Below are 20796 nucleotides of genomic sequence, written 5' to 3'. Positions count from 1 at the left end.
TCAGCTGCGGACACTCCAACCACCCCACCCACAACCACACAGGCCACAGGCACGATGGCGGGCAACGTTGCTCCTTAGAAAGGAGGTGATCCAGCCGCACCTTCCGGTACGGCTACCTTGTTACGACTTCGTCCCAATCGCCAGTCCCACCTTCGACCACTCCCCCCGGAAACCGGTTGGGCCATGGGCTTCGGGTGTTACCGACTTTCATGACGTGACGGGCGGTGTGTACAAGGCCCGGGAACGTATTCACCGCAGCACTGCTGATCTGCGATTACTAGCGACTCCGACTTCACGGGGTCGAGTTGCAGACCCCGATCCGAACTGAGACCGGCTTTAAGGGATTCGCTCCACCTCACGGTATCGCCACCCTCTGTACCAGCCATTGTAGCATGTGTGAAGCCCTGGACATAAGGGGCATGATGACTTGACGTCATCCCCACCTTCCTCCGAGTTGACCCCGGCAGTCCCCCACGAGTCCCCGACCGAATCGCTGGCAACATGGGGCAAGGGTTGCGCTCGTTGCGGGACTTAACCCAACATCTCACGACACGAGCTGACGACAGCCATGCACCACCTGTACACCAACCACAAGGGAAACTATGTCTCCATAGCAATCTGGTGCATGTCAAACCCAGGTAAGGTTCTTCGCGTTGCATCGAATTAATCCACATGCTCCGCCGCTTGTGCGGGCCCCCGTCAATTCCTTTGAGTTTTAGCCTTGCGGCCGTACTCCCCAGGCGGGGCGCTTAATGCGTTAGCTACGGCACGGACACCGTGGAACCAGTCCCCACACCTAGCGCCCAACGTTTACGGCGTGGACTACCAGGGTATCTAATCCTGTTCGCTCCCCACGCTTTCGCTCCTCAGCGTCAGTATCGGCCCAGAGACCCGCCTTCGCCACCGGTGTTCCTCCTGATATCTGCGCATTTCACCGCTACACCAGGAATTCCAGTCTCCCCTACCGAACTCAAGTCTGCCCGTATCGACCGCAAGCCCACAGTTAAGCTGCAGGTTTTCACGGCCGACGCGACAAACCGCCTACGAGCTCTTTACGCCCAATAAATCCGGACAACGCTCGCACCCTACGTATTACCGCGGCTGCTGGCACGTAGTTAGCCGGTGCTTCTTCTACACCTACCGTCACCCGAAGGCTTCGTCGATGTCGAAAGAGGTTTACAACCCGAAGGCCGTCATCCCCCACGCGGCGTTGCTGCGTCAGGCTTTCGCCCATTGCGCAAGATTCCCCACTGCTGCCTCCCGTAGGAGTCTGGGCCGTGTCTCAGTCCCAGTGTGGCCGGTCACCCTCTCAGGCCGGCTACCCGTCGTCGCCTTGGTAGGCCATCACCCCACCAACAAGCTGATAGGCCGCGGGCTCAACCTACACCGCCGGAACTTTCCACACACAGACCATGCGGCCATGCGTCCTATCCGGTATTAGACCCCGTTTCCAAGGCTTATCCCAGAGTGCAGGGCAGATTACCCACGTGTTACTCACCCGTTCGCCACTCATCCACCCACCGAAGCGGGCTTCAGCGTTCGACTTGCATGTGTTAAGCACGCCGCCAGCGTTCGTCCTGAGCCAGGATCAAACTCTCCAACAATGCATCGGAAACAATCCCAGCAAAAACACCCTCAACCCCACACACGAGGGAGAGTGCTCCTACTCAAAGAAACCCCACCACACACCACAATACACAACACCACAGTGCATGGCCAAGGGCACTAATCAAACACTAGCCATCAAAACAATCCGCTGTTGAGTTCTCAAAGAACACACCCACACCACAACCAACCCACCAACAATCAGGTCAGCCCTGGGGAGCAATTCTCACCGCTTCGTTCTCGGTATCTCCAACCTTAGACCATCCCGATTTCGACTGTCAAACCGGGGGGTCCGCAAACCCGAACCACACACCAGCCCCACACCGAAACCAACGGCCCTCAGTTATCAACACCCAAAACAACCGCATTATCAAACTACCAGAACCAGCGAAACCCGAACCAACCCGGGGCCCACAACCCCACACGGCCAGCCACCAACAATTTCACCGATTCCAAAACCGGAGCGCCCACTCTACCACCCACAGGCAGGAGCTTGGTTCGCCACCCCGCATCAACCGCCCGACCCGATTCCCCGGCCCGTGCCGCGCTGACAAGAAATAATCTACACGCCCCGGAAAACCCCCACGAAACCACCCCCCACCAAAAGACAAAACACCAGGTCAGCGGATGTTCTTGCGACCTGCGGGGCATCCGCGGCGGCGGGGCTTCCACCATCGGGTGGTCCTCGTTCTCCATCGGGTTGAGATCGCGAAGCGCAGGTAGCCTCCCAGACGATCCGTCGGAACGGGGGTTGTAGTGGACGCGACACCGATCTACACCGAGCTGCGCAAGACCTTGATGGACCCGGAGGACACCAACTGGGAGCCCAGCGCCCCGCCGGAGTTCGCCGCAGCGCTGACCGAACGGGTCGAACAGAAGGGGACTTCGCAGTCGAAGAAGCGGTCCGGATCGCGCGGGCGTTCGCGCAGGCACCGCGCCGAGGACTGAGCTCCGACCACCGCGCACCGCACCGATCCCGCCTTGTGGGTCGGTGCGGTTTCTCGTCAGGAGCCGCTCGCCGCCGCCTCCCGGCGCTCCCGCTGGCGGACCGGGTCCGGGACCGGGGCCGCCGCGAGCAGTCGCCGGGTGTACGGGTGTTGTGGGTCACCCAGCACGTCGGCGCGCTCGCCCTGCTCGACGATCCGACCGCGGTGCAGCACCGCGACCCGACGTGCCAGCAGGTCCACCACCGCGAGGTCGTGGCTGATGAACAGGCAGCTGAAGTTCAGCCGGCGCTGCAGGTCCTGGAACAGCCGGAGCACCGCGTCCTGCACGGAGACGTCCAGGGCGCTGGTGGGTTCGTCGGCGATGAGCAGTTGCGGTTCCAGGGCGAGCGCGCGGGCGATGCTCACCCGCTGCCGCTGACCGCCGGAGAGCTCGTGCGGGAAGCGGCGGCGGGTGGCGGAACCGAGTTCCACGGCGTCGAGCAGCGCGTCGACGCGGGCGGCGAGCTCGCGGCCGCGTGCGACGCGGTGCAGGCGGAGCGGTTCGGCGATGCTGTCGCCGATGGTCAGCCGCGGGTTCAGCGAGGAGCTTGGGTCCTGGAAGACGATGCCGATCCCGCGGCGCAGCGGCCGCAACCGCCGGGCCGACAGGTGCGTGACGTCCCGACCGTCGAGGACGATCCGCCCGGCGGTCGGTTCCACCAGCCTGGCAACGCACCTGCCCACCGTGGACTTCCCGGAGCCGGACTCGCCGACCAGCGCGAGCACTTCACCTCGGCCGACGTGCAACGAGACTCCGTCGACCGCGCGGTGGCCGCCGTAGCTCATCACCAGGTCCTCGACGTGCAGGACCGGCTCCGCCGTGCTCTCCGGTTCCGCCTGGCGCACCCGGAGGCGCGGCACGGCGGCCAGCAGGCGCTCGGTGTAGTCGTGCGCGGGTGCGCGGAAGAGGCGATCGACCTCGGCCTGTTCGACGACCTCGCCGCGGTACAGGACCACGACCCGGTCGGCGATGTCGGCGACCACGCCCATGTCGTGGGTGATGAGCAGGATCGCCATGCCGAGGCGTTCGCGCAGGTCGCGCAGCAGGGCCAGGATCTCGGCCTGCACCGTGACGTCCAGGGCCGTGGTGGGTTCGTCGGCGATGAGCACCTCGGGTTCGCAGGCCAGTGCCATGGCGATCATCACGCGCTGCCGCTGTCCGCCGGACAGCTGGTGCGGGTACTGCCGCACGCGCCGACGCGGTTCCGGCACGCCCACCAGGTCCAGCAGTTCGACCGCGCGCTCCCGGGCCGCGGCCGCGGTGGTGTCGGTGTGCAGCCGGATCGCTTCGACGAGTTGCCAGCCGATGGTGACCGGGTTGAGCGAGGTCATCGGCTCCTGGAAGATCATCGCGATCTTCCGGCCGCGGACCCGCCGCAGCTCGCGCGCGGACATCTCCAGCAGCGATGTCCCGCGCAGCGCCACATCGCCGGTCACCTCGGCCGTCGGGGGCAGCAGGCCGAGCGCGGACATCGCGGTGACGCTCTTGCCCGACCCGGATTCGCCGACGACCGCCAGGATCTCGCCGGGCGCGACGCCGAACGTCGCGCCCCGGACGGCGTCGGTGGTGCCCTGCTCGGTGTGGAAGCGCACCCGCAGATCGGTGAAGCTCAACAACTCGGTCATCGGCTCCCCTTCGGGTCGAGGGCGTCCCGCAGCCCGTCGCCGAGGAGGTTGAACCCGAGGGTAGCGAGCACGATCGTCAGACCGGGGAAGACGACCAGCCACGGCGCCTGCGCGAAGTAGGTCTGCGCGGCGGAGAGCATCACGCCCAGCGACGGTGTCGGGGGTTGCACGCCCAGTCCCAGGAAGGACAGCAGCGCCTCGCCGATGATCGCCTGCGGGATCGCGACGGTGACCTGCACCAGCAGGGCGTTGATCGAGTTCGGCAAGACGTGCCGGAACAGCACGGTGCCGCCGCGCGCCCGGCCGCGACCGACGCCGCGACGTACTCCTCGGTGGCCAGGCGCAGCGCCTCGCCGCGCACCACCCGGATCAGGTTCGGGACCTGGGACACGCCGATGGCGATGGCCGCGTTGAGCATCGAGGCGCCCAGCACCGCGGCCAGTCCGACCGCCAGGACGAGGAACGGGAACGCCAGCAGCGTGTCCGTGACGCGCGACACGACCGCGTCGACGGCGCCGCGGTAGTAACCCGCGACCAGGCCCAGCGGAACCGCGACGACCAGCGCGAGGAGAACGGACACCACGCCGACGAACACCGACGCGCGCACGCCGAAGAACACCCGGGACAGCTGGTCGCGGCCGAGTTCGTCGGTGCCCAGCAGCGCTGTCGGGGACGGTTGGCCCAGCACGTGGTCGAAATCCACCGCAGCCGGGTCCGCCGGCGCGAGCAGCGGTGCCGCCAGCGCCACCAGCACCAGCGCGGCGGCCAGCACCAGGCCGACGACACCGGTCCGGTGCCGCAGCAGCCGGCGCAGCACGCGGCGGGATCCGGTGGCGGCGACCAGCGTCATGCGGCACCTCCGCGAACCCGGATGCGCGGGTCGACGACCGAGTACAGCAGGTCGACCAGCAGGTTCACCACGATGTAGCCGGTCGCGGTGACCAGCACCGCCGCCTGGATGACCGGGTAGTCGCGGGTGAACACGGCGTCGACCATCAGCTTGCCGAACCCGGGCAGCACGAAGATCTGCTCGGTGACCACGGCGCCGGAGATGAGCAGGCCGAGTTGCAGGCCGAGGATCGTCAGCACCGTGATGAGGCTGTTGCGCAGTCCGTGCACGCCGACGACGCGCGCCTCCGAAGCGCCCTTGGCGCGCGCGGTGCGGACGTAGTCCGACGTCAACGAGTCCAACATGGACGATCGCATCTGCCGCATCAGCACCGCCGCCAGACCGCTGCCGAGCACGAACGCGGGCAGCACGAGGTGTTCCAGGTTTCCCAGCGGTGATTCGGTGAACGGCACGTACCCGGACGACGGCAGCGCGCCGAGGCCGACGGCGAACACCAGCACGCACATCAGGCCGAGCCAGAAGTTCGGGATGGACAGCCCGAACAGCGACAGACCGTTGCCCAACCAGTCCAGGAGTCCGCCGCGGCGGGCCGCCGCGAGCACTCCGCTGGTCAACCCGACCAACGCGGCGAACAGCAGGCTCAGCACGGCCAGTTCCAGGGTGACCGGCAGCCGGGTGAGGATGATCTCGCCGACCGGCAGGCCGGTGTTCGCCGAGTCGCCGAAGTCGCCGCGCAATGCGCGGCCCACCCAGGTGGCGTACTGCACCGGGATCGGCCGGTCCAGGCCGTAGGCGTGCCGGATCTGGGCGATCGCGATGTCGTCGGCCTCCGGCCCGGCGAGCGCGACCGCCGGGTCGCCCGGCAGCGCGCGCAGGCCCGCGAACACCACCACCGACACCAGCACCAGCGTCACCAGCGATTGCAGGACTCGGTTGACCGCGTAGCCGCGCCGCATCTCAGCTCCCGGTCGCCAGGTGTCCGGCGGTCTTCATCCGCATGATCCCGTCGGGGAAGACCGCAACGCCGGCGATGTCGCTGGTGTGCGCCGTGTAGTACTGCTCCCGGTAGAGGTAGACGACGTTGTTGCGCTGCTGGAGCTGCTCGACGATCCGCTCGTAGAGCTCGCGACGCCGGGCCGGGTCGGCCTCGGCCGCGGCCTGCTTGATCAGCGCGTCGGTCTCCGGGGTCGAGTAGCCGGAGTAGTTCTGCGCGCCGCCGAGGGTCTGGATGCCGGAGATGTTGCCGTCCGGGTCGGGGCGGCCGGACCAGCCGATCAGCATGGTCTGGAAACGGCCCTTCTTGCCCGCCGCGATCTCGGCCGTCGCTTCGGTGGGGTGCAGCGCCACGTCGAACCCGGCTTCGGCGGCCATCGCCTGGACCACCTGGCCGACGCGCAGCGCGGAGACGCTGTTCTGCAGCGTCAGGTCGACGTGGAGCGGGGTGCGCACCCCGGCTTCGGCCAGCAGCCGCCGGGCACCGGCGACGTCGTGCGGCGGGCACTCCTGCGTCTTCGGCGTGGCGAACTCGCTGTTCGGCGGGATCGGCCCGCACGCGGTGCGGTACAGGCCGTTGAAGGCGATGCGGTTGAGCGTGCGCCGGTCGATCGCCAGCGAAAACGCCTGGCGCACGCGGGAATCAGCGGCGAGCGGGCCGGGCACGCGGCCCGGTCTCCCGTCGACGTTGCCGATGTTCACCGTGATTCCCATGTACTGCACGGAAGGCTGGTTGAGCACCACGATGCCCTTTTCCCGCGACGCGATCGGCACGTCCGGCGTACCGACCTTCCAGGCCACGTCGAACTCGCCGGAGCGGAGGTTGGCCATCCGGATGTTGTCGTCGGGCACCGCCCGGTAGACCAGCCGGTCGAGCTTCACCCGGTCCCGGTCGTAGTAGAACTCGCTGCGCCGCAACACGATCCGGTCCTGCGCGACGCGCTCGACGAAGCTGAACGGGCCGACGCACACCGGGGCGTCGGAGAAGTGCTCACCGAGTTCGTCGAGCCTGGCCGGGGACATGATCATCCCGGCGCGGTCGGCCAGCAGGCTGGGCAGCGGCGAATACGGCTCGGACAGCCGCAGCCGGACGGTGTCCGGGTCGACGACCTCGACGGAGCGGACGGCCTTGAGCTCGGTGCGGCGCTGCGAGCCGGGCAGTTCCCGGTGCCGGTCGAGGCTCTTCTTGACCGCTGCGGCGTCGAACGGCGTGCCGTCGTTGAACCGGACGCCGCGGCGCAGCGGGATCGTCAACTCGCGGCCGTCCGGCGAAACCCGCGGCATCGCCGCGGCGAGTTGGGGCACCACGCGGCTGTGCTCGTCGACGTCGTAGAGCTTCTCGCACATGCTCCCGAACACCTGGCGGCCGGCGAGCGTGGTGCCCAGCGTCGGGTCGAGCCGGTCGGGCTCCTGGTCCAGCGCGATGACGGCTTCGCCGCCGCGCACCGTCGGTGCCTGGACCGAGGAGCGGACCCGGGCGGCCGTCCGGTCGACGTCGACCAGCGGAGCGCAGGCCGTCGCGGCGACGGCGAGCACGGCCAACGAGGCGCACCACCCGTACCGTGCCGCCACACCCGCCTCCCGATGATCTCGGCAGCCGAACGCCGAAACCGTATGGTCTGCGGGGCGGCCTGTCCATAGGCCGCTGCGGCGACGTTCAGTCCACCGCCGAGGAGAACTGCGGCAGCAACACCGCCGGAACGCGCGGCGATTCCTGCTGCCCGGCCTGGTTGTCCGACGGCGGCTCGAACAGCGCCTGCTCGGGCTGTCCGGGCTCGGCGGGGGCGGCGTGCTCGGCCTCGTCGCGGGCCTTCTTGTTCAGGTGCTCGCGGGTTCGCTGGGCCGCGCCGCGAATCTGCTCGGTGAGTTGCTTGTTCGCCTGCCGGACGCGGCGGTCATCGCGCTCCTGCTGGCGCGGGCCGGTCTGCGGTTCGGGTTTGGGCTGGCGCGCGTGCTCGATGTAGCGGTCGAACACCGAACGCAGTTGACGAGCATGTCGTTCGTTCAGGTCGATTTCGTACGTCACGCCGTCCAGCGCGAAGGTGACGGTGTGCTGCGCTGGGGAACCGTCGATGTCGTCGACGAGTTCGACCTGAATCCGCTCGGCCATGATCACCTGTCTCGGGAACGTGCCCCGCCTCGATCCGCGACACTTGCAGGTAAGACTACCGCGAGCCCATGACCACGTTGTAGCACGCGGCGTCGCCGTTGTCTCGCGTCAACCATAGAGCAGCACGGCATCCCACTCATAACCGCCGTGCGGGTCACGTATCCGGCGCACAACACTGCCCGGCGGAAACGCTCAGTAACCACCCCGAACACAAAGGGAAAGTAATCTGGAGCACAGCTGCAAACCCTGACCGCGGGTGGAACATTCTTGCGGCCATCGTTTATTGTTCGCTCGCCTTCGCCGTAGGCCGCGCGAAGACCAACGCCAATTACGATCCGGAATCGAGGGTTCACAGTGGCGCAGAAAGTCACCGTCCAGCTGGTCGACGATATCGACGGCTCAGTAGCGGACACCACGGTCGAGTTCGCCCTGGACGGGGTGAGCTACACGATCGACCTGTCCCACGACAACGCCGCGAAACTCCGCGACTCCTTGGCGTCTTTCGTGGCCAGCGCCCGACGCACCGGGGGGCGCAAGCGCCCCGCGGGCAAGCCCGGCAAGTCGCCGTCGCCGGCGCCCACCGCCGCCGACCGGGAACGCAACCAGGCCATTCGGGAATGGGCCCGGGAACAGGGCCTCAAGGTTTCCGACCGCGGGCGCATTCCGGCGGATGTCGTCGAGGCCTACGACAACGCCCATTGACCGCCGCGGCGCGGGTGACCGGAACAAATCGGCCACCCGCGCCAATGCTCCCGGCGCAATGGCTCAACGGCCGGCGAGGAAGTCGGTGATCTCCTCGCGAGTGGGCATCGAACTGCTGGCGCCGGTGCGCTGCACCGATACCGCCGCGGCGGCCGAGCCCCAGCGCAGCGCCTCGGTCATGTCCGCACCTTCGGCCAGTGCCGTGCACAGCACGCCCGCGAAGGTGTCCCCGGCGGCGGTGGTGTCGACCGCCGCGACCGGGAAGCTGGGCACCTCCACGACGTCACCGCTCCGGTTGCCGTAGAGCGACCCGCGGCCACCGAGCGTGATCACGACTTCGGGCACCCGCTCCAGTAGCGTGCGCAGCGCGCGGTGCGGGTCGTCGTCCCCGGCGAGGATCGCCGCCTCGTGCTCGTTGGGCACCAGCAGGTCCACATTCGACAGGATGTCCTCGGACAGCTCCGCGGCCGGTGCCGGGGTGAGCACCACGCGGACGCCGTTGCGGCGTCCCGCGGCAGCCGCCGCCTCGACCCCGGAGAACGGAATTTCCAGTTGCAGCAGCAGGCTTTTCGATCCGGCGATGAGTTCCTCGTCGCCGTCGGCCAGCCCGTCCACCGCGGCGTTGGCCCCCGGCACCACGACGATCGAGTTCCCGCCCTCGTCGTCGACCACGATGTGCGCCGTGCCGCTGCGACCCGGAACCGTCCGCACCCCGGTCACGTCCACATCGGACTCGCGCAGGATGTCGCGGATCTGACCGCCCAGGTCGTCGTCGCCGACGGCGCCGATCATCCGCACGTTCGCGCCCGCCTTGGCCGCTGCCAGCGCCTGGTTCGCCCCCTTGCCGCCCGGCACCGTGTGGAACTCGCGGCCCAGCACCGTCTCGCCCCGCTTCGGAGCGGTGGGCACGTAGGCCACCAGGTCCATGTTGCAGCTGCCGAAAACCACCAAGTTCGTCGTCACGTGGTCCATCATCGCTGATGGAGGTGCGTGCCCGGTCGGCCCCGCCGACCGGGTCGCGCGTCCGGCGACGACGTACCATGCCGTCCAACCAGCGAGGAGAGGCAAGACGCGGTGGACTACGCGGTGACAGCGGAGCTCGAACCACCGGTGGCGGTGAGCGAGCTCGACGCGCTGCAGCAGGAAGGGATCGCGGCGGTGTTGGACCGCCACCTCGCGATGGTCGAAGGCGTCGCGGACGACATCGACGTCCTCGACTACCGCATCGAGGTGCATCCCCGCGGGGCCAGCGTCGTCCTCGCCGTCGACGCCCCGTCGCTGAGCTCCGCCGAGCAGGCCGCCGCTGCGGTGCTCGACGAGCTGATCGGCGAGAGCGACGTGCTCACCGGGTGGGCCGTGGCCCACTCCGAGGTGCGCATCACCGAGGACGACTTCAACCGCCGCCTGGCCGAGGCCGACGACGAGCTCGAAGCGGCCGTCGAGGAGGCCCTCGACGGCGCCGCCGAGGAGGTCGAGGAAACCGCCCTGGACGCCGAGCACTGGCGCGAACGCCTCGGCTCGCTGGCAGCCCGGCTGCGGGCGTTCGGACCCGAAGCGTTCGGGCGCGGCGGCCAGCCGGGCGAGGGCGAACGGCTCGCGGCCGGGGCGCTGGTGCACGCCGTCCGCGTGGTCACCGACGAGATCTTCTACGACGAGCTCGCGCTGGCGGTCAACAACGCCACCGTCGCCGACGCGGTCGGCCTGCTGGTCCTGGAGGAGCTGCCGCCCTGCTACGACCACCGGTACGACTCGCTGTTCGCCCGGTCGTTCCTGCTGGCCACGGCCGCGGTGGCGGTCCGGCTCACCGAACCGGCGTGGACCCCGCCGCGCACCGTCGCCGAGTCCCTCGGACTGCGCCTGGTCGTCAACGAGGCGCGGGTGATGCTGGAGGCGGCCGAGCTGATGGACTGGGAGACCAGCGAGGCCGCGTTCGGGGCGTTCGCCGACCGCGCCTTCGCCGACCTGGATCACGAGGAGCTCTACGAGGTCGCGCTGCCGCTGGCCGACGACGGCGAGCTGGAGACCGTGGAGCAGGTCGGCAAGCTGGAAGCCGAGCTGCGCTCCCGCGGCCTGGCCTTCGACCAGTGGTTCACCCCGCGCGACGGTTCCGCGCGCGAGCAGGGGACCCACCCGTACCTCTGGTCCCTGTAGACGCGAAGACGGCCTGCTCGTTCCGCGTGGCGGAACGAGCAGGCCGTCTTCAGTGCCTGTCTTCGGACTGGGCCGGTAAGGGCGACAGCTGGGGCGCTGGCGGCCTTTCAGGAGGGGCTCCCGGGGCGAGCCGGGACGCTGGGGTTCCGCTCCCGGCACCGCCACTCAGAACGAGTTCAGAGACAGGACTCAACCCTGGTTGCGGACCGAGTACGGCGGGACGGTGCAGCCGATGAGGCTCGCCTCGTCGATCGTCTGCGGGCGGTAGGAGATCTTCGGGAACGCTTCGAGCATGACGTTGGTGGGGTCATCGACCTGCTCGACGCGACCGAACAGGAACGCCCACTCGTGCTCGTCCGAACCGAAGTACGCCACCGTGTCGAACACGTTGCGGAACCGGTTGTAGGCGCGGATCAGGGTCTCGTTGCGCCACACCGTCGGGCAGCCGGCCTGGAAGGCGACGACGCCGCCGGGCGAGAGGACCGTCTGGCAGCGGCGGACGAACTCCTCGCCGTAGAGGCGGTTGTGCTGGGCGTCGTCGGAGTCGGCGCGTTCGTCGGGCAGGTCGACGACGACGACGTCGTAGCCCTCCGGAGGCGCCTGGTCCAGGAAGCCCCAGCCGTCGGCGTAGTGCAGCGCGACCGGACCGTCACCGCTCTCCGCGCGGGAGAGCTCCTCGGTGGTGTAGCCGTAGGGCAGGTGCTCCGCGCAGATGCGCACGCACTCCTGGTCGATGTCGACGTGGTCGACCCGACTCGCCCCGGCCTGCACCGACATCTGGCTGGCGACACCTTCGCTGGAGCCGATGATCAGCACCCGCTCGACCTTGGCGGCCAGCAGGAACGCCGGGACCATCATGGCCTCGTGGTAGACGAGCTGGGAGAACTCGGTGCTCTGCCGGTCGTCGTCGCAGAACAGCGAGATGCCCTGCCCGGTGCGGCCGATGACCACGTGCTGGAACGCGGTATCGCCTTCCCACAGCACCTCGTCGATCCGCCACAGGCGCTGCAGGTCGGCGCCCATCGGCTCCTGGATCCAGCGGTGCCCGTCGAGTTCGATCAACGGTGCTCCTCCTTGCGTCGGCGTGCCCGGTGGGGCGTTGTCACGAGGTCAGTCCGGCGTAGTCGCGGCCGCGGTGCACGGTCTGGGTGTTCATCGAGGTCGGGTTGAGCGCCTCGGCGAGCAGCCGGACCGCTCGCTCCGGTTGTGCGGTGTGTCCGCAGGTGAAGACGTCGATGAAGATCGATCCGTCCTCGGGGTAGGTGTGCAGCGAAGCGTGGGATTCCGACAGCAGCGCCAACACCGTGACGCCCTGCGGATCGAACCGCTTCGCGATCATGTCGCACACCGTCGCGTGAGACTCGTTCAGCGCGGTGTGCAGAGTTTCCCGCAGGAACTGCTCGTCGTCGAGCAGTTCCGGGTCAACGCCCTCCAGCTCGGCGAGCACGTGCTGGCCGGTGAACAGACCGACCGGCGCCGTCCCGGTGTCAACGGACATCTATCGACCTCCCATCATTTCGCAGATTTCACCTGTGGGGGCGTGGAAGACGTCGGCGGCGGCTCAGGCGTCGCCGTCGACGCAGTAGGTGGGCAGCGGTGTGAAACCGTTGAAGCCCACCGACGAGTAACTCGCCGTGTACGCGCCGGCGCTGAGCAGGTCGACGGTGTCGCCGCCCCGCAGCGTCAGCGGCAGCCGGTAGCGGTGGCGCTGGTACAGCACATCATCGCCGTCGCAGGTCGGACCCGCCAACACGACCGGGCCGACCGGATCGCCGTCGCGGGACGTGCGCAGCCGGTAGGTGATGGCCTCGCCCTCGGTCTCGGCCAGGCCGTTGTAGCGGCCGATGTCCAGGTACACCCAGCGGCCGTCGCCGTCGCAGGCGTCGGTGACCAGCACGACCTCGCTGCGCAGCACGCCGGCGTCGCCGACCACGTGCCGACCGGGTTCGACGAGCAGTTCGGGACGCCCGTCGCCGAAGTGCCGGTCCAGCGCCTCCTCGATGCCGCGCACGTAGTCCTCCAGCGGCGGCGTGGAGTCGGTGTAGCGGGCGGGCAGACCACCGCCCAGGTTCACCATGCGCAGCTCGACGCCCTGGGCCGCGCAGCCCTCGAAAACCCGCCGTGCGGCGTTGATTCCGTGTTCCCACGCGGCCGGGTCCTGCTGCTGCGATCCACTGTGGAAAGACACGCCGTAGGCGTCCAGGCCGAGTTCGCGGGCGCGCACCAGCAGCCGCACCGCCGTCTCCGGCGGGCAGCCGAACTTGCGGCCGAAGGGCGTGCGGGAACCGGTGTTGTCCACCAGCACCCGGCAGAACACCTTCGACCCGGGCGCGGCCTCGGCGATGCCCGCCAGGTCCGCGGCGCTGTCGGTGGCGAACAGCCGCACGCCCTGGGCGTGCGCGCGGGCCACGTCGCGGCGCTTCTTGATCGTGTTGCCGTAGGAGATCGTCTCGGGCGCGGCTCCCTTGGCCAGGCACAGTTCGATCTCACCGGGACTGGCGACGTCGAACGACGCGCCCAGTCCGACCAGTTCTCCGACGACTTCGGGAGTGGGATTGGCCTTGACCGCGTAGCAGATCCGTGCGTCCGGCAACGCGGTGCGCAGTTGCCGGTAGCGCTGCCGGACCGTGGCGAGATCCACGACCAGGCAGGGTGTTTCGGGACGCTGCCGGTCGAGGAACCGGCGGATCGGGTCCGACTCAACGGATTCGGCGGTGCCGCTCGGGCGGTCCGTCACACCGGTGGTGGCGGACAGATCGGTCAATCCCGTTACCTCCGTCTCGGGTGGTGCGGTGTGGATTGGCGCGGGCGATCGCCCACTTGAGGACGTAACTGCGACCAAGCACGGTACCTCGCTGCCCGGGGCGCTTTCGAACCGCCCGGCGCCCATCCCCCGGTCAGCGGAGCGCCGCTGTGCGCACCCGCACAGACCGTGCGCGGCGCGTGTCCGGTCCGGCGCGCGCGGTCACCTCACGAGAACCGCGAATCGCCCGCGCTGCCCTCCAGTTCCAGGGCCAGGTAGAAGTCGACGCGGTCGGCGAACTCGGTCAGGTTGCGACCGGTGATCTCCTCGATGCGCTGGATCCGGTAACGCAGCGTGTTGACGTGCACGTGCAGCAGCTTGGCGCAGCGCGACCACGATCCCGAGCAGTCCAGGAACACCCGCAGCGTGCGCACCAGGTCCGAGTTGTGCGCCCGGTCGTAGGCGATGAGCCGCGACAGCAGGCGACGCCGGTAGGAGCTGCGCAGCTCGTCGGGCAGCGAGGCCAGCAGCACGGCGTGCGAGGCGAGGTCGGCGGCGCCGACGACGCGCGCCCGCCCCTCGCCGCGCTGCGCGAGCCTGCGGGCGTGGCCCGCTTCCTCCAGGGCACCGCGCAGGCCGGTGGCGCGGCTGATGTCGCTGACGCCGACCGCCAGCTTCCGCGGACCGAGGCCCGGCTCGATGGCCGCCGCGATGCGCCGCAGCTGGTCGTCGAGCCCTTCCAGGTGCTCGGCGTCGTCGGCGAACAGGGCGGCCGAGCCGTCGCCGAGCGGGGACGTGACCGCGGGCAGCCGGGTCGCCGCGGCGATCTCCCGCAGCAGCGCCGTGGCCGCGGCGGGCTCGCCCACGTGCAGGGACACCGCGCGCAGCGGTTCCCCGGCGGGCAGTCCGGCGGTCTCCAGGCGGGCCGCGATGTCCACCGGGCTGGAGGTGCCGTCGAGCAGCCGCCGCAGCGCGGCCTCCACGGAGCGCCCGGCGATGCGGCGGGCCTCGTCGACCCGGGAGCGGACCAGCGCGACCACGGTGGCCAGGTCGGTGGCGATGGCCTCCTGCTCCTGCGACCAGGCGTCGAGGTCACCGCGGACCAGCAGGAACCAGCGGGCGGCGGCCGGTTGGGTCTCCGACTCCACCGGCCAGAGCACGTAGTCGTGGGCGGCGCGCACCGCGCGGGGCAGTTCTTCGCCGGTGGTGAGCTCGCCGACGAGCGCGTCGCGTTCGGCGTCGGTGAGCTCGGCCGTTCCGCCGACCGTCCAGCCGACGCCGGACAGCACCCAGCAGTCGGCGCCGAGTTCCTCGGCCGCCATGCACAGCACGTGGTCGAGATCGGCGCCCGCGGCCACCGCGGACACCAGTTCCCGACGGGGCGCGGCGCGGCGCTGGACCCGGTCGGCGAGCGTGTTGAAGCTGACCGACAGCGGCACCTCGAACGCCGGGACGCCGTGTCTGCGGCACGCCTCGACCAGGTCGTCGGGCGCGTGGCCGAGCCGGGCGGTGCCCGCGGCCAGGCCGGCGACGCCGGCATCGGCCAGCGCGGCGACGAAGCGGTCGGAGTCGCCCGGTTCGTTGCGCCAGACCAGACCGCTGAGCACGAGCTCGCCACCGGACAGGTAGCGGCGCGGGTCGATCAGGTCGGTGATGTACACGCCGCGGACCGGCCGGTCCAGCTGATCCTCGCCGACCAGCAGCACCAGGCCGAGCTCCGGATCGGAGAGCAGATCGCCTAACAGCACCAGCGCACCCTAGGGCCTGTCCATCGGCGGCGGCAGCCGCTTCCCGCTCAGCGAATCCACCAGGCGGCGGAACTCCGCGTTTGGAGAAACATACCAATGGGCCGCGGTGACCGGTCGCCTTTTTCGGGGTATCCGCCGCTAGTCAACGCCTACCGGCCGGTTGTGTACTGACTCACACCTGAAGACGGGCCGTGACAGGGAGAACACCGTGGATTTCCTCCGACCGGCCACCTGGCGCGAAGCACTCGAAGCCAAGGCGGCCCATCCGGACGCGACGCCGATCGCGGGCGGGACCGACGTGATGGTCGAGATCAACTTCGACCACCGGCGCCCCAGCACGTTGCTCGACCTCAACCGGATCGACGAGCTGGCGAGCTGGTCGGAGGTCGACGGCAGGCTGCGCATCGGCGCCGGGCTGCCCTACACCCGGTTGATCAACGAGCTCGGCGACCGGGTGCCCGGCCTGGCCATCGCCTCCCGGACGGTCGGGTCCCCGCAGATCCGCAACCGCGGCACGCTCGGCGGCAACCTCGGCTCCGCCTCGCCCGCAGGCGACGGCCACCCGCCGCTGCTGGCCTCCGGCGCCGAGATCGAGGTCGAATCGGTGCGCGGCGTCCGGATGATCCCCGCCGAGGAGTTCTTCACCGGCGTCAAGCGCAACGCGCTGTCCGACGACGAACTGATCGCCGCGGTGCACATCGCCCCCGCCACCGGCCCGCAGCAGTTCTCCAAGGTCGGCACCCGCAACGCCATGGTCATCGCGGTCTGCACCTTCGCCGTCGCGCTGCACCCCGACATGCAGCGCGTCGGGACCGGGCTCGGCTCGGCGGCCCCGACGCCGCGCCGGGCCCGGGAGGCCGAGGAGTTCCTCGGTGCGGAGCTGCCCTGGCAGTCCCCCCGTCCGCTGGAGGAGTCGCTGGTGCACCGGTTCGGCGAGCTGGTCGCGGCGGCGGCCTCGCCGATCGACGACGTCCGCGGCACCGCCGACTACCGCCGCCACGCCCTGGCCGTGATGGCCCGCCGGACCCTGACCTGGGTCTGGAACGACCACTGCTCCGGGAGGCAGGAATGCGCCTGAACTTCACCGTCAACGGACAGCCCCACGAAGCCGACGACGTGTGGGAGGGCGAGAGCCTGCTGTACGTGCTGCGCGAGCGGCTCGGCCTGCCGGGTTCGAAGAACGCCTGCGAACAGGGCGAATGCGGGTCCTGCACGGTCTACCTGGACGGCGTTCCGGCCTGCGCCTGCCTGGTCGCGGCCGGCCAGGCGCAGGGCCGCGAGGTGCGCACCGTCGAGGGCCTCGCCGACGGCGAGCAGCTCGACCCGGTGCAGGAGGCGTTCGTGGAGGCCGGTGCGGTGCAGTGCGGCTTCTGCACGCCGGGACTGCTCGTGCAGACGCACGACCTGCTGAACCGCAAGCCGGATCCGTCGGACGCGGAGATCCGCGAGTCGCTGGCCGGGAACCTCTGCCGCTGCACCGGCTACGAGAAGATCATGGACGCGGTCCGGCTGGCCGCGCGGCGGAAGGCGCACGCATGAGCCGCACGGTCATCGAGGGCGGCGCGGTCGTCGCGGTCGACGACGCGGGCACCGAGTACGCCGAGGGCCACGTGGTCGTCGACGGCGACCGGATCGTGGCGGTCGGCCCGGGCTCCGCACCGCCGCAGGAGGGGCGCGTCCAGCGCGTCGACGCCACCGGGTGCCTGGTGACGCCGGGGCTGGTCAACACCCACCACCACCTGTACCAGTGGGCCACTCGCGGCTACGCCGTGGACGAGGCGCTGTTCGGCTGGTTGACCGAGTTGTACCCGGTGTGGGCGCGGCTGGACGAGGAGACCACCCACACCGCCGCCTCCGCCGGGTTGGCCCGGATGGCGCTGTCCGGCTGCACCACCGCCGCCGACCACCACTACGTGTTCCCGCGCGAGGGCGGGGACGTGTTCGGCGCGCTCGTGGCCGCGCCGCGCCGGATCGGCGTGCGGTTGCACGCCGTGCGCGGGTCGATGGACCGGGGTCGCTCGCACGGGGGACTCCCGCCGGACTCGCTGGTCGAGGACCTCGACTCCGCGCTGGCGGCGACGCAGGAGGCCGTCGAGCGCTTCCACGACCCGGCACCGGACGCGCGGGTGCGCGTCGCGGTCGGCCCGTGCTCGCCGTTCAGCGTCAGCACCGAGCTGATGCGCAGATCCGCCGAGTTGGCGCGCGACCTCGGCGTCCGGATGCACACCCACCTCGCCGAGACGGTCGACGAGGAGGAGCAGTGCCGGGCCGAGTTCGGCCGCACGCCCGTGGAGTACGCCGACGAGCTGGGCTGGCTGGGACCGGACGTGTGGCTGGCGCACACCATTCACCTCTCCGAGAAGGCCATCGCCCGGCTGGGCGAAACCCGGACGGGTGCGGCGCACTGCCCCAGTTCGAACGGCCGGGTCGCGGCCGGGGTCGCTCCGGTGCGGCCGCTGCTGGACGCCGGCTCCCCCGTCGGCCTCGGCGTCGACGGGGTCGCCTCCAACGAGGCCGGCGGCCTGGGCGAGGAGATGCGGCAGGCCCTGCTGACGGCGCGCGCCCGCTACGGGCCGCAGGCGCTCTCGGTCCGCGACGCGCTGTGGCTCGCCACCCGTGGCGGTGCGCGCTGCCTCGGCCGCGACGACGAGCTCGGCTCGCTGGAGGCGGGCAAGCTCGCCGACGTCGCGGTGTGGCGGATCGACGGGTTCGACCACGCGGGCATCGCCGACCCGGTGGCCGCGCTGGTGCTCGGGCAGCTGCCCGAGCTGGAACGGCTGCTGTGCGGCGGCCGGACCGTCGTCGAAGCCGGCCACCTCACCCAGACCTCGTCGACCGATCTGACCCACGAACTCCGCCGGGCGTGCGCCCGCATCCGCAAGGAGGTCCAGCGATGAGCAGCCACGCGCCTGCCCGCAGCCCGCAGGAGCTCAACGACGCCATCGGCGGCGGCATCGGGGAGTCCCCGCTGCGCCCGGACGGCGCGATCAAGGTGCGCGGCGAGTTCGCCTACGCCTCGGACCTGTGGGCCGAGGACATGCTGTGGGGAGCCACGCTGCGCAGTCCCCACCCGTACGCCCGCATCAAGTCCATCGACGTCGGCCCGGCGCTGAAGACCGCCGGGGTGCACGCGGTGCTGACCGCGGCGGACGTCCCCGGGGAGAACCGCTACGGCCTCAAGTACGCCGACCAGCCGGTGCTGGCCGAGGACGTGGTGCGCTACAAGGGCGAGGCCGTGGCGCTGCTGGCGGCCGACCACCCCGAGACCGCGCGCCGCGCCCTGGAGCGCATCGAGGTCGAGTACGAGGTGCTGGAGCCGGTCGCCGACGCCGAACGCGCCGCGCACGACGACTCGCTGCCCAAGCTGCACCCGGGCGGCAACGTGGTGCGGCACCAGACGATCGTGCGGGGCGACCCGGACGCCGAGGCCGAGATCGTGGTGTCCGGTGTGTACACCGTCGGCATGCAGGACCAGGCGTTCCTCGGACCCGAGTCGGGGCTGGCGATCCCCGCCGAGGACGGCGGCGTGGACCTGTACCTGGCGACCCAGGACCTGCACTCCGACCTGCGGCAGACCGCCAAGGCGCTCGGGCTCCCGCCGGAGAAGGTGCGCATGACCATGTCCGGCGTCGGCGGCGCGTTCGGCGGGCGCGAGGACCTGTCCATCCAGGTCCACGTCTGCATGCTCGCGATGCACGTCGGCAAGCCGGTCAAGATGGTCTACAACCGCGAGGAGTCGTTCTACGGCCACGTGCACCGGCACCCCGCCAAGATGTACTACGAGCACGGCGCCACCCGGGACGGCAAGCTGGTGTACGTCAAGGCGCGGCAGTACTTCGACGGCGGCGCGTACGCGTCGAAGACCCCGGTCGTGGTGGGCAACGCCTCGACGCTGGGCGCCGGCCCGTACCGGGTGCCCAACGTCCACATCGAGAGCTGGGGCCTGTACACCAACAACCCGCCGTGCGGCGCGATGCGCGGACTCGGCGCCGTGCAGCCGACTTTCGCGTACGAGTCGCAAATGGACAAACTCGCGGCGGCGCTGAACATGGATCCGGTCCAGCTGCGCGTCCGCAACGCGATCGAGCAGGGCGACTCCATCCCCACCGGGCAGGTGCTGGACTACCCCGCGCCAGTGGCCGAGCTGCTGGAACGGGTGCGGGCGGTGCCGCTGCCGCCCGAGCGCAGCGGCCCGGTCGACATCCGCGAACTGCCCGGCGGCGCGTCGAACACCAGTCACGGCGAGGGCGTGGTCCGCGGCATCGGCTACGGCGTGACGATCAAGAACATCTGCTACGCCGAGGGCGCCGACGACTTCTCCACCGCCCGGGTCCGGTTGCAGGTCATCGGCGGCGAACCGGCCGCCATGGTGCACACCGCGGCGGCCGAGGTCGGCCAGGGGCTGGTGACCGTGCAGCAGCAGATCGCCCGCACCGAACTGGGCGTCGAGCGGGTCACCATCCACCCGAACGACACCAGCGTCGGCCCCGCCGGGTCGAGCTCGGCGTCGCGGCAGACCTACGTCACCGGCGGCGCGGTCAAAACCGCGTGCGAAGCGGTGCGCGAGGCGCTGTTCCAGCGCGTCGCCGAGCGCTACGACGAGAACCCGGCCCGGTTGTCGTTGCAGGGCGGCAAGGTCGTCTCGGCCGACACCGGAGTGCTGGCCGACCTCGTGGAGGTGCTCGGCGACGACGTCATCGAGGAGACCCGCGAGTTCCACCACCGGCAGACCTACGAGATGGACGAGCTGGGCCGCAGCGACCGCGTCCAGGTGCAGCACGCGTTCTCCGCGCACCGGGCGGTGGTCGACGTGGACACCGAGCTCGGCCTGGTCAAGGTGGTGCAACTGGCCTGCGCCCAGGACGTCGGCCGGGCGATCAACCCGGAGGCGATCGCCGGCCAGATCCAGGGCGGCTCGGCGCAGGGGCTGGGGCTGGCCGTGATGGAGGAGATCAAGGTCTCCGACGGACAGATCCGCAACCCCTCGTTCACCGACTACCTGATCCCCACGATCCTGGACATGCCGCCGATGGAGATCGACGTCATCGAGCGCGGCGACCCGAACGCCCCGTACGGGGTGCGGGGTGTCGGCGAACCGCCGACGATCTCGACCACTCCCGCGGTGGTCGCCGCGATCCGCGCGGCGACCGGCAGGGAACTCACCCACACGCCGGTCGCGCCGGAACACATCATCTAGACCGCTGCGGGGCGGTGATGCCGGGTCGCCGCCCCGCAGCCCCTTTTCCCACCCGGCTCCTTTCCCCATTCCCCCAAGGAGAAAC

At 70.1% G+C, this 20796-nt stretch carries 18 protein-coding genes and 1 rRNA gene; 7 read left to right on the top strand and 12 right to left on the bottom strand.

The window, feature by feature from the left end; translation table 11 throughout:
- Window positions 1-78: 78 nt before the first annotated feature.
- A 16S ribosomal RNA gene (locus NV263_RS05055) occupies window positions 79-1604 on the bottom strand.
- Window positions 1605-2361: 757 nt separating this feature from the next.
- Here NV263_RS05055 and NV263_RS05050 point away from each other — a divergent pair.
- Window positions 2362-2553, top strand: coding sequence for a hypothetical protein (locus NV263_RS05050; protein WP_263251390.1), 192 nt, complete (start codon window positions 2362-2364; stop codon window positions 2551-2553).
- A 56-nt stretch (window positions 2554-2609) separates the two neighbouring features.
- Here the strand turns inward: NV263_RS05050 and NV263_RS05045 are convergent, their stop codons facing one another.
- The 6 genes from NV263_RS05045 to NV263_RS05020 form a co-directional block, all read right to left on the bottom strand.
- A complete protein-coding gene (locus tag NV263_RS05045; RefSeq protein ID WP_263251389.1) occupies window positions 2610-4217 on the bottom strand; it encodes an ABC transporter ATP-binding protein in 1608 nt (535 codons plus the stop codon).
- Window positions 4214-4456, bottom strand: a complete 243-nt coding sequence (locus tag NV263_RS05040; RefSeq protein WP_263251388.1) for an ABC transporter permease subunit — start codon at window positions 4454-4456, stop codon at window positions 4214-4216. The genes NV263_RS05045 and NV263_RS05040 overlap by 4 nt, the downstream gene beginning before the upstream one ends.
- Entirely contained in the window at window positions 4357-5067 is a 711-nt protein-coding gene (locus NV263_RS05035) for an ABC transporter permease (RefSeq protein WP_263251387.1), read from the bottom strand. Before NV263_RS05035 ends, NV263_RS05040 begins: the two co-directional genes overlap by 100 nt.
- Complete coding sequence (locus NV263_RS05030) at window positions 5064-6023, bottom strand: ABC transporter permease (RefSeq protein WP_263251386.1); 960 nt, start codon at window positions 6021-6023, stop codon at window positions 5064-5066. The genes NV263_RS05035 and NV263_RS05030 overlap by 4 nt, the downstream gene beginning before the upstream one ends.
- Before the next feature lies 1 nt (window position 6024).
- Complete coding sequence (locus tag NV263_RS05025; RefSeq protein ID WP_263251385.1) at window positions 6025-7632, bottom strand: ABC transporter substrate-binding protein; 1608 nt, start codon at window positions 7630-7632, stop codon at window positions 6025-6027.
- Between the two features lie 85 nt (window positions 7633-7717).
- A complete protein-coding gene (locus NV263_RS05020) occupies window positions 7718-8170 on the bottom strand; it encodes a histone-like nucleoid-structuring protein Lsr2 (RefSeq protein WP_263251384.1) in 453 nt (150 codons plus the stop codon).
- A 354-nt stretch (window positions 8171-8524) separates the two neighbouring features.
- Here NV263_RS05020 and NV263_RS05015 point away from each other — a divergent pair, with 354 nt between their 5' ends.
- Window positions 8525-8872 carry a histone-like nucleoid-structuring protein Lsr2 gene (locus NV263_RS05015; protein WP_263251383.1) on the top strand — a complete coding sequence of 116 codons (348 nt, stop codon included), beginning with the start codon at window positions 8525-8527 and terminating at the stop codon, window positions 8870-8872.
- Window positions 8873-8935: 63 nt separating this feature from the next.
- On the opposite strand, the gene rbsK is transcribed toward NV263_RS05015, so the two are convergent.
- A complete protein-coding gene (rbsK, locus tag NV263_RS05010; RefSeq protein ID WP_263251382.1) occupies window positions 8936-9835 on the bottom strand; it encodes a ribokinase in 900 nt (299 codons plus the stop codon).
- A 111-nt stretch (window positions 9836-9946) separates the two neighbouring features.
- Between rbsK and NV263_RS05005 the strand changes: the two genes are divergently transcribed.
- Window positions 9947-11023 (top strand): hypothetical protein, encoded by a 1077-nt coding sequence (locus NV263_RS05005; protein ID WP_263251381.1) that lies wholly within the window; start codon window positions 9947-9949, stop codon window positions 11021-11023.
- 189 nt (window positions 11024-11212) lie between these two features.
- On the opposite strand, the gene NV263_RS05000 is transcribed toward NV263_RS05005, so the two are convergent.
- The 4 genes from NV263_RS05000 to NV263_RS04985 all read right to left on the bottom strand — a co-directional run bounded on the left by NV263_RS05000 (window position 11213) and on the right by NV263_RS04985 (window position 15514).
- A complete protein-coding gene (locus tag NV263_RS05000) occupies window positions 11213-12085 on the bottom strand; it encodes a spermidine synthase (RefSeq protein WP_263251380.1) in 873 nt (290 codons plus the stop codon).
- 40 nt (window positions 12086-12125) lie between these two features.
- Window positions 12126-12521, bottom strand: a complete 396-nt coding sequence (gene speD, locus NV263_RS04995) for an adenosylmethionine decarboxylase (RefSeq protein WP_263251379.1) — start codon at window positions 12519-12521, stop codon at window positions 12126-12128.
- A gap of 63 nt (window positions 12522-12584) precedes the next feature.
- Entirely contained in the window at window positions 12585-13787 is a 1203-nt protein-coding gene (locus tag NV263_RS04990) for a type III PLP-dependent enzyme (protein WP_317630397.1), read from the bottom strand.
- Window positions 13788-13993: 206 nt separating this feature from the next.
- Entirely contained in the window at window positions 13994-15514 is a 1521-nt protein-coding gene (locus tag NV263_RS04985; RefSeq protein WP_263251378.1) for a PucR family transcriptional regulator, read from the bottom strand.
- A 208-nt stretch (window positions 15515-15722) separates the two neighbouring features.
- Between NV263_RS04985 and NV263_RS04980 the strand changes: the two genes are divergently transcribed.
- From NV263_RS04980 to pucD, 4 genes are read left to right on the top strand one after another with little or no spacing between them, the layout of a single operon-like run.
- Entirely contained in the window at window positions 15723-16592 is an 870-nt protein-coding gene (locus tag NV263_RS04980; RefSeq protein WP_263251377.1) for an FAD binding domain-containing protein, read from the top strand.
- A complete protein-coding gene (locus tag NV263_RS04975; RefSeq protein ID WP_263251376.1) occupies window positions 16583-17053 on the top strand; it encodes a (2Fe-2S)-binding protein in 471 nt (156 codons plus the stop codon). The genes NV263_RS04980 and NV263_RS04975 overlap by 10 nt, the downstream gene beginning before the upstream one ends.
- The gene (locus NV263_RS04970; protein WP_263251375.1) at window positions 17050-18411 is read left to right on the top strand and encodes an 8-oxoguanine deaminase; all 1362 of its coding nucleotides are present in this window, start codon (window positions 17050-17052) and stop codon (window positions 18409-18411) included. The genes NV263_RS04975 and NV263_RS04970 overlap by 4 nt, the downstream gene beginning before the upstream one ends.
- The gene (gene pucD, locus NV263_RS04965; RefSeq protein WP_263251374.1) at window positions 18408-20711 is read left to right on the top strand and encodes a xanthine dehydrogenase subunit D; all 2304 of its coding nucleotides are present in this window, start codon (window positions 18408-18410) and stop codon (window positions 20709-20711) included. Before NV263_RS04970 ends, pucD begins: the two co-directional genes overlap by 4 nt.
- The last annotated feature ends 85 nt before the right edge of the window (window positions 20712-20796 follow it).

The organism is Saccharopolyspora rosea (genome assembly GCF_025643595.1).
Taxonomy (GTDB): domain Bacteria; phylum Actinomycetota; class Actinomycetes; order Mycobacteriales; family Pseudonocardiaceae; genus Saccharopolyspora; species Saccharopolyspora rosea.
The sequence above is the reverse complement of the archived record's forward strand: the minus strand, read 5'-3'. Positions and strand labels throughout refer to the sequence as shown.

Bases quoted from the DNA above. Each gene is read 5' to 3' on its own strand.
- NV263_RS05045 (WP_263251389.1), bottom strand. From the start codon at position 4,217: ATGACCGAGTTGTTGAGCTTCACCGATCTGCGGGTGCGCTTCCACACC.
- NV263_RS05035 (WP_263251387.1), bottom strand. From the start codon at position 5,067: ATGACGCTGGTCGCCGCCACCGGATCCCGCCGCGTGCTGCGCCGGCTG.
- NV263_RS05030 (WP_263251386.1), bottom strand. From the start codon at position 6,023: ATGCGGCGCGGCTACGCGGTCAACCGAGTCCTGCAATCGCTGGTGACG.
- NV263_RS05020 (WP_263251384.1), bottom strand. From the start codon at position 8,170: ATGGCCGAGCGGATTCAGGTCGAACTCGTCGACGACATCGACGGTTCC.
- speD (WP_263251379.1), bottom strand. From the start codon at position 12,521: ATGTCCGTTGACACCGGGACGGCGCCGGTCGGTCTGTTCACCGGCCAG.
- NV263_RS04975 (WP_263251376.1), top strand. From the start codon at position 16,583: ATGCGCCTGAACTTCACCGTCAACGGACAGCCCCACGAAGCCGACGAC.
- NV263_RS04970 (WP_263251375.1), top strand. From the start codon at position 17,050: ATGAGCCGCACGGTCATCGAGGGCGGCGCGGTCGTCGCGGTCGACGAC.
- pucD (WP_263251374.1), top strand. From the start codon at position 18,408: ATGAGCAGCCACGCGCCTGCCCGCAGCCCGCAGGAGCTCAACGACGCC.